This window comes from Streptomyces sp. NPDC093018 (assembly GCF_040684035.1).
Taxonomy (GTDB): Bacteria; Actinomycetota; Actinomycetes; order Streptomycetales; family Streptomycetaceae; genus Streptomyces; species Streptomyces murinus.
On sequence record NZ_JBFBFF010000001.1, the window covers coordinates 387,784 to 402,641 of the forward strand.

Here is a 14,858-nt window from a genome sequence, read left to right on the forward strand (position 1 = left end):
GGATGGTCGTCGTCCACGGCGTCCGCAATTACCAGCGGGGCCTTTCCCCGGCCGCGGCCGCGGACAAGCTGGCCGCCGCATGGTCGCGGCAGCTCGTCGCCGGCTATCGCGACGCGCGCCTCGAACACCTCGCGGTACCCGAGATATCCGCTGCGTACTACGCCCATACGCTTCACGACAGTGAGGCTCAGGGCACGGCCCATGGGTTGGAAGACCTCTCGGCTGTGGAGCAGAGCGCCGTGCTGGACTGGCTCGGCGCCCTGGGCATGCCGGAGGAGCCCGCGGAAGGCCAGTCCTGGGGAGGCCTGCCGCTGCGTCAGGCGATCGACCTCGTCGCCCGCAAACGGGGTGTCGCGGCCCAGACCCTGGCCCGTATCGCCGTCGCCTTCATGCCGGAGGTCTACCGGTATCTCGCCTCACCCCACCGCCGTCGGCAGGCGCGGGAAGCCGTGGCCCGAGCCATAGCGGAATCCGGGGGCAAGGTGGTCGTGGCGCACTCCCTCGGATCGGTCGTCGCCTATGAGGCCCTGCACGCCTTCGACGGGCTCGGCGTCGAGTCGTTCATCACCCTGGGGTCGCCGCTGGGGCTGTCCGGAGCCGTGTTCGACATGCTCGATCCCGCCCCCGCCGACGGCTTCGGCAGCCGTCCGCCGGGGCTCCGGCACTGGATCAACATCGCCGACGCCGGTGATCTCGTGGCGCTTCCCCGACGGCTCGGCGACCGGTTCCCCGTCGATGTCCACGAAGAAGTCCACATGGCATCGGCCGACTTCCACACATTGGACATGTACCTCGCCTGCGGCCTGACCGCCGCGGCGCTTGCCCCGCACTGCGCCGCCGGTGAACCGGCGGGCGGGCCGCACACCGAGTCCGCGCCGTAAAGCCGCGAAGGAGGGGCGGCTCCGCAAGGGAGCGTCGGGACCAGAGCGGCGACATTCCTGGTCACCGCCCCGGTGCCCGGCCCCGGGGTGGATCGTTGCGGTCGTATGAACAGCGTGGGGGAGCGGGAATACCGGGCGCGGGACGGTCCTTGGCGATCGGTACCGGCCGTGGTGCGCCGGGGACGGTGCGAGAGAAGCGAGGGATGAGAATGCGCAAGGCGTACGGCTCCGGCACGGTGATCGAGGTGGCCGCGTGAGCGTCATCGGTCCCCGGTCCCCCTCGCACGTCCTCGACAACCCGGCCCTCGCCTCCCTCACCGGCCCGCACGCCCGCTTCGCCGAGCGGCGCGGCCGGGTGCTGCGCTACCCGGTCGACGTCTCCCCGTGGCTGGCGCTGCCCGACGAGCCGGCGGCCCGGGACTGGGCCGACCTCGCCGCGCTGGCCGGGGCGGGCGTGGAGGTCCCGCTGAACGGCTACTGCGGGGACGTCCCGGCGGACTGGGAGATCACCTTCCATGTGGGCGGCGTCCAGCTCGTGGACGACGGTCTGGCCGCGGCGCCGGACGCGGAGGCGGTCCGGCTCGGCCCGGCCGACGTGCCCGAGATGCTGGACCTGGTGGCGCGCACCCAGCCGGGGCCGTTCCTGCCGCGCACCGTCGAGATGGGCACCTACCTCGGCATCCGCCGCGAGGGCGCGCTGGTCGCCATGGCGGGAGAGCGGCTGCGGCCGCCGGGCTGGACCGAGATCAGCGCGGTCTGCACCGACGCCACGGTGCGCGGCCAGGGCCTGGCCAGCCGGCTGATCCGCGCCGTCGCGCACGGCATCCGGGAGCGCGGCGACACCCCGTTCCTGCACACCAGCGCGAAGAACACCAACGCCATCCGGCTGTACGAGTCCCTGGGCTTCCGGCTGCGCAGGACCACGTCGTTCCTGGCGGCGAAGGCCCCGGAACGGCTGACGGACGGACGGGCTGCGGTGCCGGTGGGGTGATGCGGGGTGATCGTCGTACCGGCCGGAGGTGTCGTACGACGTGAGCGCCGGCCTCGTCGTACGACGTGTGGACGGCGCCGGACGGAGCACTCAGTCGGCGCCGATGCCCTCGGCTCCCGCGTTGTAGCGCTCCAGATAGGCCGCGAACCGCACCAGGTCCTCCTCGGGCCACTCGGCGAGCCGCTCCCGGAAGGCGGCGCGGCGGCGCCGGGTGACCTGGGCGAGGATCTCCTGTCCGGCCTCGGTCAGCTGGAGCACCTGGACCCGGTGGTCCTCCGGGTCCGGGCGGCGCTCGATCAGGCCCGCCCGCTCCAGCGCGGCGACCTGGCGGCTCACCGTCGACTTGTCCAGGGCGTAGTGCGCCGCGAGATCGGTGGCCCGGCAGCCGCCGCTCTCCTCCAGATGGCCGAGCAGGGTGTATGACACCAGGGACAGCTCGGGGTGCATACGGCCCGCCGAGGCGCGGGCCCGGCGGGCGAAGACCGTCATCTCGCGCTGGATCGTCTCGACGGCCGTCTGGGCTGTGTGCACGGGACCTCCCTCCTACGGCGTTCCGCGGTGGTCCGCATTCCGGTTGCAGAGTACAACTCGCGACGTCAGGGGGCCGAACCCGGCCAGGTCCGGTGGGGTATGGTGACCGTCCGGTCGCGGAGGTCCGCGGCCCCGAGTGCGAGGAGGTGGGACCCATATCCGCTGTGTCAGCCGGGGTGCTCCCTCCTCGTGACGGCGCGGTGCACCGGCAGCGGTGACCGCGGGAGCGCCCTGTGGTCTCGCGCTCCCGAAAGGCATCCGTCCTCACATGCCCACCCCCTCTTCCCTTTCCCCTGCCGCCGTCGTCTCCGCGTTGCGTGCCGCCGGGTGCGTGTTCGCCGAGGACGAGGCGGAGTTGATACTCGCCACCGCCCGTGACGCCGCCGAACTCGCCTCGATGGTGGACCGCCGCGCGGCCGGTCTGCCGCTCGAACACGTCCTCGGCTGGGCCGAGTTCCACGGGCTGCGGATCGCCGTCGAGCCCGGGGTGTTCGTCCCCCGCCGCCGTACCGAGTTCCTGGTGGACCGGGCGCTGGCCGAAGTCCCGGACGCCTCCGTCGTGGTGGACCTGTGCTGCGGCTCCGGCGCGCTCGGCGCGGCCCTCGCCGCCGCGCTGGACGGGGCGCGGGTGCACGCCGCCGACATCGACCCGGCCGCCGTCCACTGCGCCCGCCGCAATCTCGCCCCCTACGGCGGCCACGCCCACCAGGGCGATCTGTACGCCGCCCTGCCCACTGCCCTGCGCGGCCGGGTCGGTCTCCTGACGGCCAACGTGCCCTACGTCCCCACCCCCGATCTCCCGCTGCTCCCCGCCGAGGCCCGCGACCACGAGCCGTCCACCGCCCTCGACGGCGGTCCGGACGGCCTCGCCGTCCTGCGCCGTGTTGCCGCCGAGGCCGCCGACTGGCTCGCCCCCGGCGGCCGGCTGCTGTCCGAGACCAGCGAACGCCAGGCCCCGGCCGCGGTCGCCGCCTTCACCGAGGCGGGCCTGAACGCGCATGTGGCGGTCTCGGAGGAGTGGTCGGCGCATGTGGTGATCGGCGTGCGGTGATCGGCGTCCGGGACGAAGCCCCGTGATCATCTTCCCTATGATCGGGACATGATCGAGGGAACGCTTGTACGACTGCGGGCGCCGCGCGCCGCGGATCTGGACGTCCAGCTGCGCTGGCGCAACGACCCCGAGGTGGTGCACTGGGCCACCGGGGGCGACCCGCACTTCGGGCCCGTCACCCGGGAGTCCCTGGAGCGCTTCCATGACGCCCAGCTCCGTCAGGACCCACGCGTCGAGGGCACGTTCATCGTGGAGGACCTGGCCGACGGCCGGCCGATCGGGATGGTCGACTACCGCGACGTCAACCCGTTCGCCGGCCGGGTCACGGCCGGCATCACCATCGGCGAGCGCGACCACTGGGGCGGCGGCTACGGCTCCGAGGCGCTGCGGCTGCTGTTGGGCCACCTCTTCGGCGCCTGCGGGTTCCGGCGCGTCGAGCTGGACACCTGGAGCGGCAACGAACGCGCGGTCCGCGCCTTCCGCAGGGCCGGGTTCGTCGAGGAGGGGCGGCGCCGCTCCAGTGTGCGGGTGGGGCAACGGTGGTACGACAGCGTGCTGTTCGGGATGCTGAGCGAGGAGTGGGAGCGGATCACCGACGCGACGACGGCGTGACGGACGGGAGTTGACGTACCGTCAGCATTCTTTGGCCCGTGCGATGAGCAGGGCCACGTCGTCGTGGTTGTCCGGGTGGTGGAGCGTGCGCAGCAGGAGGTCGCAGGTCTCCTCCAGGGGGCGGGTCGGGTCGGTCAGCAGGGACAGCATGAGGTCCAGGCGTTCGTCCAGGGTGTGACGGCGGGTCTCGACCAGTCCGTCCGTGTAGAGGACCAGTTCGTCGCCGGGGGCGAAGTCGACCGTGACCGTGGAGAAGGAGACGCCGCCGACGCCGAGGGGGACGCCGGTGGGCAGGTCGAGGAGTTCCGGGGGGTGGCCGGGGCGGACGCGGGCCGGGGGCAGATGGCCGGCGTTGGCGATACGGCACTGCCGCAGCCGCGGATCGTGGACGGCGTACACGCAGGTCGCGATGGAGTGGTCCAGGGCCGAGGTGGTCTTGTCCAGGTGCGCCAGGAGCACCGCGGGGTCCAGGCCGAGCGCCGTCAGTGTGGTGGTCGCGGTGCGCAGCCGGCCCATCGTCGCGGCCGCCCCGATCCCGCTGCCCATGACATCGCCGACCACCAGCGCGGTCCGCCCGCCCTCCAGCGGGATGACGTCGAACCAGTCCCCGCCGACCTCGCTGGTGGCCCCCGCCGGCTGATAGCGCGAGGCCACTTCGAGCCCGGTGGTCACCGGCGGGCTGCTCGGCAGCAGGCTGCGCTGGAGGGTGAGCGCGGTGTTGCGGGCGTTCTGGTACCAGCGGGCGTTGTCGATCTGGACCGCCGCGCGCGCCGCCAGCTCCCGGGCGAGCAGCACGTCGTCCGCGTCGAACGGCCGCGCGTTGACGGTCCGTTTGAGGTCGAGCGCGCCCAGCACCTCGCCGCGCGCGATGAGCGGCACCGCGAGATAGGAGTGCAGCCCCGCCCGCCCCAGCAGCACGGCCGCCTCCGGGGAGCGGGCGATGCGCGGCAGGTCCTCGTCCTTCACCCGTGGCACCAGCACCGCCTCACCCATGCGCACGCACTCGGTGACCAGGCGGTCGGGCGCGTACCGGGCGATCCTGCCGGGCGTGTCCGCGGCCCGTACGGCGTCCGAGCCGTCCTCGGGGCGCAGCGCGAGGGCCCGGAGCACCGCCGCATCCGCGGGGCCCAGGGTGCTGGGCCGGCCCTCCACCACCGCCTCCAGCAGGTCCACGGCGGCCACATCGGCCAGCTCCGGCACCGCGACCTCGGCCAACTCCCAGGCCGTACGGTCCAGTTCGAGCGTCGTACCGATCCGGGCCCCGGCGTCGGCGATCACCGCGAGCCGGCGCCGTGCCGCCTCCGCCTCCAGGGCGGCCCGGTGCTGCTCGGTGATGTCGGCCACCGAGCAGGCCACGCCCAGCACATGGCCCGCCGCGTCGTCCAGCCGGTACAGCGAGACCGCCCAGTAGTGGTCCGTGTCCGGGTCGGCGGGCGTACGGCCGACGATGGTGTCGTCGATCAGCGGGGTGCCGGTCTCCAGCACCCCGCGGGCGCCGGCCTCCATGCGGGCGGTGTCCAGCAGTGGCACCACCTCGGCCATCCGGCGTCCCAGGTGCTCGGCGGCCGGGCGCCCGTTGATCCGTTCCAGGGCGGGGTTGACCGACACGAACCGCAGCTCCGTGTCGAACACGGCGAGCCCGGCCGGGGACTGCATGACCATCCGCTCGGACAGCGCCACGTCCTGTTCGAGGCGCCGTACGGTCGAGCGGTCGGCGGCGAGCCCGAGGGCGTACACCTTGCCGCGGGCGTCCAGCAGCCGCATGTTGCGGAACTCCACCAGACGGGTGGTGCCGTCCTTGTGCCGGACCGGGAAGCCGCCGGCCCAGCTCTGCCCGGTGGTCATGACATCGGCGAAGAGCTTGCCGACCAGTTGCATGTGCCGCTCGTCCACCATCAGCCGGGCGGCGTACTGGCCGAGCGCCTCCGCCGCCGTGTAGCCGAACAGCTCCTCGGCCTGGGGGCTCCACAGCGCGATCCGGCCGTCGGTGTCCAGGACCACCGAGGCCACCGCGAGCACGTCGAGGAGGCCGCCCGGCGGCACGGGTCCGCGGGCCGGCTCGCCGCCCTCCGTCGCCGCAGCCCCGGCTGCACTCATGCCACGCACCGCCTTCGCCCGTCCGCACGGCACGCCGTCCCCCGTGCCCGTTCCCCACGTCCTGTCGCGCTCACATCCGACTCTCCGACGCCGTTGCCGTCAACCTCCACCATCTCTCAACCCGGCGGCGGGCGTCCGCCCGAACCGGCGCCCGACAGGGGCGCCGGGACCGCTCGCGCGGACCGTACCGCGCGGTCGGGGGCGCCGGGAGAGTTCATGTCCATGTTGCTGCATTGGCCTGTACATGACGATCACGCCACGCCAGACTGTGCGCCGTTCGAGTGTCCCCACCGCCCGTTCGAGGAGTTGGTCATGCCCGCGTCCGCCCGGTTACGCCGCAACGGAGCCCTCGCCGCACTCGGCGCCCTCGCCGCCGCCCTGTCCCTCGCCGTGCCCGCGCCCGCCTCTGCCGCGGGCACCTGGACGGAGACCGGCTCGGACCGCGCCGATCCGCTGACCGAGAGCCAGGGGCTGGCCTCGATCGAGGTCCCGGCGGGCAGCCCCAACCGCTACACCGGCATCGGCACCATCCCGCTCAGCGACTCCGTCCGGGGCTGGAACCACGTCGGCGACCCCGACGCGTCGTACGAGGGCTACTACATCGAGCCCTACCAGGAGGACTCGGGCAACGCGAAGATGTACCGCGTGCAGGCGCCCGACGGTTCCTGGTCGGAGTACGTGCACCAGCTGAGCCCCGGCGAGGCCCTGAACAACTCCTGGGACGCGATCACCCCGGACGGGCAGTGGATGCTGTCCGGCGAGTGGGGCACGATGAACCGGCTGCTGGTCTTCCCGACACCGGGCGAGAACCGCAGCACCTCGCCCTCGGCGAACCTCCCGCAGGCCGCCACGGTGCACCTGGACCACGCCGTCAGCGATGTGCAGGGCTGCGACTTCTCCGGCCCCACCACCCTGCTCTGCTCCTCCGACGACTCCGACGGGAGCCTCTTCGGCATCACCAAGCCGCTGCTCCAGATCGAGCTGTCGGCCCCGCCGAACGGCTCCGCCGATGTCACCGGGCATGTCACGGCCCTGCGCCAGCTGCCGCTGCGCAGCGCGTGCTCCGGCACCTTCGAGGCGGAGGGCATCGACTACGACCGGCGCAGCGGCGTCCTGCGCGTGATCGTGGTGTCGCCGAGCATCTGTGTGCTCACCGACAGCAAGACGTACAAGTTCTCCCTCGGCTGATCCCGCGCAGCGCGTGCGGGTGAAGGGGGGCGGTGTTTTCCTGGGCGGGGGATGGGCGCGGCGCGGCGGGGTACTCCGGGCAGCGCAAAGCGGCCGCGAAAGGAGCGATCAATGGCGAACGAGGACCGGTCGCATCCGGAAACCGTCATGGTGGAGATCAGCGGATGCTCCAAGGAGGACGCGCGTCTCGTCTTCGAGGCGCTGAGCGCGTGCTTCGCATCCGACCGGGGCAAGGACGAGGTGCCCCAGCAGCTCCACGAAACCCGCCCGATGGTGTGGCTCGGCAGTTACGAGGTCGGGGACGCCCGGCGCCAGGGCTGCCCGCCGGTCCACCTCGGCTCGTCCGTCCAGGCGGACGTCCAGGGCGGCTACTGGGCCGTGGACCGCTTCCGCCACACCCTGGACTCCATGTTCACCGTCCAGGAGACCTGCACGGCCTCCGGTGACCAGGAACGCGATCTGCATCTGCGTCTGGAGAGTCTCTGATCCGACGCGGACAACGCCCCCCGACGCCCCGGCCGGTCCCGTACCGGCCGGGGCGTACTGCGTCCGCGTCCGTCCGCTTCCGTCGTGCCGGCGGACGTGGACGCGGGCGGGGGAGCGGTGCGCATCACATCGTTGTGCAACTAGTTGCATAAACGGGTGCGGGTGCTCTACAACAAGATGCGACCGCATCTGTGCACGGAGGGCCTGACATGAGCCGCTACCCCCACCTGCTGACCCCGCTCGACCTGGGATTCACCACGCTGCCCAACCGGGTGCTCATGGGATCCATGCATGTGGGCCTGGAGGAGGCCGAGCGCGGGTTCGAGCGGATGGCCGCGTTCTACGCCGCCCGGGCACGCGGCGGCGTCGGACTCATCGTGACCGGGGGCATCGCGCCGAACGAGGAGGGCCGGCCGTACGAGGGCGGGGCCATGCTCACCACCGAGGCGGAGGCCGAGCGGCACCGGGTCGTCACCGAGGCCGTGCACGGCGCGGGCGGCCGCATCGCTCTGCAGATCCTGCACTTCGGTCGGTACGCCTACCACCAGGACCTGGTCGCCCCGAGCCCCCTCCAGGCGCCGATCAGCCCCTTCACGCCCCGTGAGCTGTCCGACGCCGATGTCGAGCGGACCGTCGAGGACTATGTGCGCGCCGCCCGCCTGGCCCGGCACGCCGGATACGACGGCGTCGAGATCATGGGCTCCGAGGGCTATCTGATCAACGAGTTCATCGCCGCCCGCACCAACCACCGCACCGACCGCTGGGGCGGCTCCTACGAGAACCGGATGCGCTTCCCGGTCGAGATCGTGCGCCGGGTCCGTGAGGCCGTGGGCGAGGACTTCATCATCGTCTACCGGCTGTCCATGCTGGACCTCGTCCCCGGCGGCTCCTCGCACGCCGAGGTCGTCACCCTCGCCAAGGCCGTCGAGGCCGTGGGCGCCACGATCATCAACACCGGCATCGGCTGGCACGAGGCCCGCATCCCCACCATCGCCACGTCGGTGCCGCGCGGCGCCTACACCTGGGTCACCAAGAAGCTGATGGGCCAGGTGACGATCCCCCTGGTGACCACCAACCGCATCAACACCCCCGACCTTGCCGAGGAGTTGCTGGCCGACGGCTGTGCCGACATGGTCTCCATGGCCCGGCCGATGCTCGCCGACCCCGACTTCGTCGCCAAGGCCGCCGCCGGCACCCCCGAGGCCATCAACACCTGCATCGGCTGCAACCAGGCCTGCCTGGACCACACTTTCGGCGGCAAGCTCACCTCCTGCCTGGTCAACCCGCGCGCCTGCCACGAGACCGAGCTGGTGCTCTCCCCGACCCGCACGAAGAAGCGGGTCGCCGTGGTCGGTGCCGGACCCGCCGGACTCGCCTGCGCCGTCAGCGCCGCCGAACGCGGCCACGAGGTCACCCTGTTCGACGCCGCGAGCGAGATCGGCGGGCAGCTCAACGTCGCCCGCAAGGTCCCCGGCAAGCAGGAGTTCGACGAGACGCTGCGCTACTTCCGCCACCAGCTCGACGCCCATGGGGTCGCCGTACGACTCGGCACCTGGGTCGGCGCGGAGGACCTGGCCGGCTACGAGGAGGTGGTCGTCGCCACCGGTGTCACCCCGCGCACCCCCGACATCCCGGGCGTCGACCACCCCCGGGTGCTCGGTTACCTCGATGTGCTGCGCGACGGCGCCCCCGTCGGCGAGCGGGTCGCCGTCCTCGGCGCCGGCGGAATCGGCTTCGATGTCGCCGAGTTCCTCACCGACGGCGGCGACAAGGCGAGCGAGGACCCGCAGACGTACTTCCGCAACTGGGGCGTCGACATGGAGTACACCGCGCCCGGCGGCCTCACCGAGCCGCGCCGCCCGGCCCCGCCGCGCCAGGTCCATCTGCTCCAGCGCAAGACCACCAAGGTCGGCGCCGGGCTCGGCAAGACCACCGGCTGGATCCACCGCACCGAGCTGAAGCAGCGCGGCGTCACCATGGTCCCGGGCGTGCGCTACGACCGGATCGACGACGCGGGACTGCACATCACCGTCGGTGAGCAGAGCACGGTCCTGGAGGTCGACACCGTCGTCCTGTGCACCGGCCAGGAGCCGCGCCGCGACCTGTACGAGGCGCTGGTCGCCGCCGGGCGCAGCGCCCATCTGATCGGCGGCGCGGACGTGGCGGCCGAGCTGGACGCCAAGCGCGCCATCAAGCAGGGCACCGAGGTGGCGGCGGCGCTGTAGGTCCCCTGCGGGGGATCCCTAGGATGAGACCATGTCACTCCCGCACGCGATCCTCACCGCCCTGCTGGAAAAGCCGTCGTCGGGGCTGGAGCTGACCCGCCGGTTCGACAAGTCGATCGGCTACTTCTGGTCCGCGACGCATCAGCAGATCTATCGCGAGCTGGGGAAGCTGGAGGGCGACGGGCTCATCCGGGCGCTGCCGAACGCGCAGCCGTCCCGCGGGCAGAAGAAGAGTTACGAGGTCCTGCCCGCGGGCCGCGCCGAACTGGCCCGCTGGGCCGCCGCCGGGCAGGACCCCAAGCCGCTGCGGGACACGCTCCTGCTGCGGCTGCGCGCCTCGGCGGTGGTCGGCACGGCCGGCCTGGAGGCGGAGCTGCGCCGCCATCTGGAGCTGCATCAGCGGCAGTTGGCCGAGTACGAGGGGATCGAGAAGCGCGACTTCCCACCGGACCGGGACGCCCCCGAGGACCGGCTGCGCCACCTGGTGCTGCGGGCCGGCATCGACCTGGAGACCTTCTGGACCCAGTGGCTCACCCACGCCCTCACGGAGTTCGCCGAGCTGCCGTCGCCCCCGACCGGACCCGAGCCACCCGAGGCCTACCGCTCCTAGGCAGCGCCGCCCGAGCCCGAGCGGAGCCGACCGGGGCCCGGCGCTCCCGGAGGGGTTCAGTACCGGTGCGGCTTCGTGCGGCGGCGCAGGTACCAGGCGGTCGTGACGGCGCTCGCGCCCACCAGTGCCGCGCCGGCGCCGAGCGTCAGTGGGCCGTAGTCGCGGGTGGCGCCGCCGAGTCCGCCGTTCACGCCCCGGTTCGGCGCCGGTCTGGTCGTCGACGTGGTCGTACCCGGCCGGGAGGTCGCCGCGAGGGTCGGCGAGGAACCGGCGGAGACGATCACCGACTGGCTGCCCGCCGTGCTGCCGCTGGAGCAGACCACCACCACGGTGTACGTCCCCGGGCTCACCTTGGACCAGGCCGCGGACTGGCTGATCGTGGTGCCCGACAGGGCCACTTGGCGGCCCTGCGCGAAGTTCGCCTGGCTGCTGGTGAGCAGGGCCGCGGTGCCCCAGCTGCCGTTGATCTGGGTGCACGCGCTGGTGACCACGGAGACGCTGGATCCCGTGGTGCTGACGGAGATGCCGGAGACCGCGGCCGAGGGCACCGCGAGCACGGCCGGGAGCACGGCGGCGGCCGCCAGGGTCGGAGCGAAGCGGAGCATGGATATGGAGTTGCGCATCGGGGCCTCCGGCGGCACGGCCGGCGGTACGTCCCATGCGCCGCCCAGGGTCGGGGAACATCCGTGCTGCCTGGTCAGCAGCCAACGCGGCCCCGGCGCCCGGCGCACCCCGGCGGCACCCGGCCGGGTGACGGCATCCCACGCCCGGCGCAGGCCGCGCCCCACCGGGATGCGCCGGGCGCCGACCTGTGGTCAGGGGCGCGCGCGAGTCAGCCTCCCGTGGTCACCGTGCGCTCCGCCGACCAGCCGCCCCAAGTGCCGTCCGGCAGCCGGGCCCGCAGCCGCACCCGGTGCTCCTCCCCGGCGGTACGGCCCAGATAGAAGCTGTAGCGCGCCCGGCCGCGCGGCGGGGTGCCGCCCCACTCCAGCGAGGTCGTGGTGGCGCGGTCCAGCCGGATCGAGTACTCGGTGATCACCCCGTCGGTGTCCGGCGGGTCCCAGGCCAGGTCCAGATAGTAGGCGCCGTCCGTGCGATGGGTCGCGGCGGTGAAGCCGGTCGGCGCGGTGGCCCGGCCGTCGTCGGTGCCCGGCGTGGTCAGGCGCACCTGAGCGCTGGCGGGGGAGAGGTTGTCGGCCGCGTCCCGGGCCCGCACCGTGAACACATACCGGGTGCCGGGGCGCAGCCCGGTGACCACGGTCGAGGTCTGCGCCCCGCCGACGCTGTGGATCTGCACACCGCCCTGCTCGATGTCGTACGACACCACACCCCGGTCGTCCCGGGCGGCACCCCACGCCAGTTGGACCTCGCGGCTGCCGACGGGGTGTCCGGTGGGGGCGCCGGGGCGGGTCGGCGGCGAGTGGTCGGCCGCGACCCGGGCGGGGGTGCGGGCCCGTACCGTCCGGCTCGGCGGTCCCAGGCGCCCGGCCCTGTCCCGGGCGCGCACGGTGAAGGAGTAGGCGGTGGCGGGGCTGAGCCCGATGACGTCCACCATGCGCTCGGCGCCGGGCACATCGGCCGCTTTGGTGTTGCCCCGGTAGACCTCGTAGGAGCGGATGCCGGCGCCCTCGTCGGGCACCGCGTTCCACATCACATGCACGGTGGTGGCGCTGCCGGCCTGGGCGGTGACCCCGGTCGGGGCGCCCGGCATCCGGCCCTCGTCGCCGTCGTCGGCCCGGCTCAGGCCGCAGGACGCGAGGAGCAGCAGGGCTCCGGCGACCAGCACGAGCGGAAGGGGAACGCGTCGCACGCTTCTGCCTCCACGGCTGTTCGGCATTCGATGACGAGTTCGGCATCGACGGGTCCCGGCAATGGTCCGGACCAATATGGCCCGGCCGGTGTGCCCACGGCAAGGGGCCGTTTCGAAGCACGCCCGGAAGTTACGTATGCTGAACCTCCCTACGGCTGAACTACCCGCGAGAGCAGGGGAGTTCATGCCCCTGGCGCGGAAACGCTGTCGTCGCCGAATCCGCGCCGACGCGGGCGGCCGGGGGGCCCGGATCGAGGCCGGTCCGGGTCCCCGGCCCCTGTTGTCCCCGGACACTCACTTCCGTTTATGCGCTTTGTGCACCAAATGCCGAAAATATTCCCTCATGGGTTGTCAGAAGCGTGCTCCATCCGGTCGCTTCGGGGTGGCCCCGGCGTCCGGGCGTCCGGGCCGCGGACCACAGTGGCCTGGACTTGTCCCCGAGGAGAGGGTTCCTCATCGTGCGTGTGCGTGTCCCGACGTTGACGCTGGCCGCGGCCGGTGTCGCCCTGATCGCCCCCGCCACGCTGCCCGGCGCCGCCGCGGCCCTTCCGCCCGAGGCACGGACCGCGGTCCATGGCGAGGGCGCCGGCGCCGGACAGGGGGCCGGCCCGGCGCCCGCCGCCAGCAGAGACGTTCCTGCCGTCGCGCGCCCCGAGCGGGCCGCCACCACCCCCAGCCGGGGCAGGACCACCACCGCCCCGCCCCGCACGGCCGCCGGGACCGGGCAGGACCGCGCCGAGGGCGCCGTGACCGCCGCCGATCTGCTGGCCAAGGTCGGCACCTGTACCGAGATCTCCAACGGCCGCTACCGCACCGACGCGAACAGCCCCGCGACCGTGCCCGTCTGCGGCGCCCAGGGTGCCGTCTTCTGGCGGGCCGACCTCGACATCGACTGCGACGGCCAGGCGACGGTCCACTGCAACGGCCAGGCCGACCCGCTGTACTCGCCCAGCACCGCCTATGTGCAGTCCGACGGACGGCCGCTGAACGCGGAGACCCTGCCCTATATCGTCGTACCGGCCGCGAGCAGCCGCTGGAGCCCCGGTGCGAGCGGAGTGCGGGGCGGTTCCGTCGCCGCCGTCGTCTACCAGGACCGGGTGCAGTACGCGGTCGTCGGTGACACCGGACCGAGCGATCTCATCGGCGAGGCCTCCTACGCCACCGCGCGGGGCCTCGGCATCAGTCCCGGCCCCAGCGACGGCGGGGTGCCCTCCGGGGTCACCTACATCGTCTTCAAGGACTCCAAGGCGGACCCCATCGAGGACCACCAGGCGGCGGTGTCGACGGGGGAGCGGCTGGCCCGGCAGTTCGTGACCGACAACTGACCAGCCGCGTCGGCGCCCTGATGAGCCGTCACACCTTGCGGTAGTCGTACGCCTCCGTCGCGGCGGCCTCCACCGCGGCCAGGTCGGCGCCCGTGGAGGCCGTCACCACCGCGGCCACCGCCCCCTCCAGGAAGGGCGCGTCCACCAGCCGGGTGTCCTCGGGCAGTTCGTCCTCCGCGAGCAGCGCCTTCACCGTCAGTACGGCGCTGCCGAGATCGGTGAGGACCGCGACCCCGGCACCCCGGTCGACGGAGGCCGCCGCGGCGGAGATCAGCTCGGCGCTGGTGCCGAGCCCACCGCCCTCCGTGCCGCCCGCGGGGGCCACCGGCACCGCGGCGGCGCCGCCCGCGAGCCCCTTGGCCAGCGCCACGACCGAGGCGGCCACCTCCGCGCTGTGCGACACCAGCACGATCCCGACCAGCTTCGCCTCGCTCACGTCAGCCCTCCGCCGTCTCGGCCAGCGCGGCCATCAGCAGCGCCGACGACGTGGCCCCCGGATCCTGGTGCCCGACGCTGCGCTCGCCCAGGTAGCTCGCCCGGCCCTTGTGGGCCAGCAGCGGGACGGTCGCCTCCGCGCCCTGCTCGGCGGCGGCGCGGGCGGCGGCGAAACCGTCGCCGAGCGCGTCCACGGCCGGCAGCAGGGCATCGACCATGGTCTTGTCGCCCGCGGCCGCCCCACCGAGCTTCATCACCCCCTGCACCCCCGTCCGCAGCGCCTCGGCCAGCTGCTCCTCGGTGACCTCCGGGTCCTCCCCGAGCGCCTTGCCGGTGCGGCGCAGCAACGTGCCGTACAGCGGCCCCGAGGCGCCGCCGACCGTCGAGATCAACAGGCGCCCGGCGAGCATCAGCACGGCGCCCGGGGTGCCCGGCGTCTCCTTGTCCAGCTCCGCCTGCACGGCCGTGAACCCGCGCCGCATGTTGCTGCCGTGATCGGCGTCCCCGATGGCCGCGTCGAGGGCGGTGAGCCGTTCCGCCTCGCGGTCGACGGACGCGGCGGTCGCCGTCATCCAACGGCGGAAGAAGTCGGCGTCGAGCACTGGACCTCCAAACA

At 73.3% G+C, this 14,858-nt stretch carries 15 protein-coding genes; 9 read left to right on the plus strand and 6 right to left on the minus strand.

All coding sequences use genetic code 11. The features are described from left to right. Positions 1 to 2 precede the first annotated feature (2 nt). Positions 3 to 881: a serine peptidase gene (locus AB0N90_RS01680; RefSeq protein ID WP_365192235.1), complete on the plus strand. Its 879-nt coding sequence runs from the start codon at positions 3 to 5 to the stop codon at positions 879 to 881. Positions 882 to 1,134: 253 nt separating this feature from the next. Continuing rightward, positions 1,135 to 1,872: a GNAT family N-acetyltransferase gene (locus tag AB0N90_RS01685; protein ID WP_365192236.1), complete on the plus strand. Its 738-nt coding sequence runs from the start codon at positions 1,135 to 1,137 to the stop codon at positions 1,870 to 1,872. A 90-nt stretch (positions 1,873 to 1,962) separates the two neighbouring features. Here the strand turns inward: AB0N90_RS01685 and AB0N90_RS01690 are convergent, their stop codons facing one another. Continuing rightward, on the minus strand, positions 1,963 to 2,361 hold the full coding sequence (locus AB0N90_RS01690) for a MarR family winged helix-turn-helix transcriptional regulator (RefSeq protein ID WP_365192786.1): 399 nt from the start codon (positions 2,359 to 2,361) through the stop codon (positions 1,963 to 1,965). A 310-nt stretch (positions 2,362 to 2,671) separates the two neighbouring features. Between AB0N90_RS01690 and AB0N90_RS01695 the strand changes: the two genes are divergently transcribed. Next, entirely contained in the window at positions 2,672 to 3,454 is a 783-nt protein-coding gene (locus AB0N90_RS01695; RefSeq protein ID WP_365192237.1) for a putative protein N(5)-glutamine methyltransferase, read from the plus strand. Between the two features lie 48 nt (positions 3,455 to 3,502). Further along, entirely contained in the window at positions 3,503 to 4,066 is a 564-nt protein-coding gene (locus tag AB0N90_RS01700; protein ID WP_365192238.1) for a GNAT family protein, read from the plus strand. A gap of 21 nt (positions 4,067 to 4,087) precedes the next feature. Here AB0N90_RS01700 and AB0N90_RS01705 read toward each other — a convergent pair whose 3' ends face one another. Next, positions 4,088 to 6,163, minus strand: coding sequence for a SpoIIE family protein phosphatase (locus tag AB0N90_RS01705; RefSeq protein WP_365192239.1), 2,076 nt, complete (start codon positions 6,161 to 6,163; stop codon positions 4,088 to 4,090). Between the two features lie 312 nt (positions 6,164 to 6,475). Between AB0N90_RS01705 and AB0N90_RS01710 the strand changes: the two genes are divergently transcribed. The 4 genes from AB0N90_RS01710 to AB0N90_RS01725 all read left to right on the plus strand — a co-directional run bounded on the left by AB0N90_RS01710 (position 6,476) and on the right by AB0N90_RS01725 (position 10,672). Next, positions 6,476 to 7,351 carry a hypothetical protein gene (locus AB0N90_RS01710; RefSeq protein WP_361669934.1) on the plus strand — a complete coding sequence of 292 codons (876 nt, stop codon included), beginning with the start codon at positions 6,476 to 6,478 and terminating at the stop codon, positions 7,349 to 7,351. A gap of 111 nt (positions 7,352 to 7,462) precedes the next feature. Then, entirely contained in the window at positions 7,463 to 7,837 is a 375-nt protein-coding gene (locus tag AB0N90_RS01715; RefSeq protein ID WP_365192240.1) for a hypothetical protein, read from the plus strand. 209 nt (positions 7,838 to 8,046) lie between these two features. Beyond that, positions 8,047 to 10,062: an NADPH-dependent 2,4-dienoyl-CoA reductase gene (locus AB0N90_RS01720; RefSeq protein WP_365192241.1), complete on the plus strand. Its 2,016-nt coding sequence runs from the start codon at positions 8,047 to 8,049 to the stop codon at positions 10,060 to 10,062. A 31-nt stretch (positions 10,063 to 10,093) separates the two neighbouring features. Beyond that, on the plus strand, positions 10,094 to 10,672 hold the full coding sequence (locus AB0N90_RS01725) for a PadR family transcriptional regulator (RefSeq protein ID WP_365192242.1): 579 nt from the start codon (positions 10,094 to 10,096) through the stop codon (positions 10,670 to 10,672). Between the two features lie 56 nt (positions 10,673 to 10,728). Here the strand turns inward: AB0N90_RS01725 and AB0N90_RS01730 are convergent, their stop codons facing one another. Next, the gene (locus tag AB0N90_RS01730; protein WP_365192243.1) at positions 10,729 to 11,295 is read right to left on the minus strand and encodes a hypothetical protein; all 567 of its coding nucleotides are present in this window, start codon (positions 11,293 to 11,295) and stop codon (positions 10,729 to 10,731) included. Positions 11,296 to 11,504: 209 nt separating this feature from the next. Then, complete coding sequence (locus tag AB0N90_RS01735; protein WP_365192244.1) at positions 11,505 to 12,482, minus strand: fibronectin type III domain-containing protein; 978 nt, start codon at positions 12,480 to 12,482, stop codon at positions 11,505 to 11,507. Between the two features lie 464 nt (positions 12,483 to 12,946). On the opposite strand from AB0N90_RS01735, the gene AB0N90_RS01740 reads away from it, so the two are divergent. Next, positions 12,947 to 13,807, plus strand: a complete 861-nt coding sequence (locus AB0N90_RS01740; RefSeq protein WP_365192787.1) for a glycoside hydrolase family 75 protein — start codon at positions 12,947 to 12,949, stop codon at positions 13,805 to 13,807. A gap of 28 nt (positions 13,808 to 13,835) precedes the next feature. Here AB0N90_RS01740 and AB0N90_RS01745 read toward each other — a convergent pair whose 3' ends face one another. Next, the gene (locus AB0N90_RS01745; protein ID WP_037655765.1) at positions 13,836 to 14,243 is read right to left on the minus strand and encodes a PTS-dependent dihydroxyacetone kinase phosphotransferase subunit DhaM; all 408 of its coding nucleotides are present in this window, start codon (positions 14,241 to 14,243) and stop codon (positions 13,836 to 13,838) included. Position 14,244: 1 nt separating this feature from the next. Next, positions 14,245 to 14,844: a dihydroxyacetone kinase subunit DhaL gene (gene dhaL / locus AB0N90_RS01750; protein WP_365192245.1), complete on the minus strand. Its 600-nt coding sequence runs from the start codon at positions 14,842 to 14,844 to the stop codon at positions 14,245 to 14,247. Positions 14,845 to 14,858 lie beyond the last annotated feature (14 nt).

Coding starts and splice junctions, on each gene's coding strand:
- AB0N90_RS01700 (WP_365192238.1), top strand. CDS start 3,503: ATGATCGAGGGAACGCTTGTACGACTGCGGGCGCCGCGCGCCGCGGAT.
- AB0N90_RS01720 (WP_365192241.1), top strand. CDS start 8,047: ATGAGCCGCTACCCCCACCTGCTGACCCCGCTCGACCTGGGATTCACC.
- AB0N90_RS01690 (WP_365192786.1), bottom strand. CDS start 2,361: ATGACGGTCTTCGCCCGCCGGGCCCGCGCCTCGGCGGGCCGTATGCAC.
- AB0N90_RS01730 (WP_365192243.1), bottom strand. CDS start 11,295: ATGCGCAACTCCATATCCATGCTCCGCTTCGCTCCGACCCTGGCGGCC.
- AB0N90_RS01695 (WP_365192237.1), top strand. CDS start 2,672: ATGCCCACCCCCTCTTCCCTTTCCCCTGCCGCCGTCGTCTCCGCGTTG.
- AB0N90_RS01710 (WP_361669934.1), top strand. CDS start 6,476: ATGCCCGCGTCCGCCCGGTTACGCCGCAACGGAGCCCTCGCCGCACTC.
- AB0N90_RS01715 (WP_365192240.1), top strand. CDS start 7,463: ATGGCGAACGAGGACCGGTCGCATCCGGAAACCGTCATGGTGGAGATC.
- AB0N90_RS01705 (WP_365192239.1), bottom strand. CDS start 6,163: ATGAGTGCAGCCGGGGCTGCGGCGACGGAGGGCGGCGAGCCGGCCCGC.
- AB0N90_RS01680 (WP_365192235.1), top strand. CDS start 3: ATGGTCGTCGTCCACGGCGTCCGCAATTACCAGCGGGGCCTTTCCCCG.
- AB0N90_RS01725 (WP_365192242.1), top strand. CDS start 10,094: ATGTCACTCCCGCACGCGATCCTCACCGCCCTGCTGGAAAAGCCGTCG.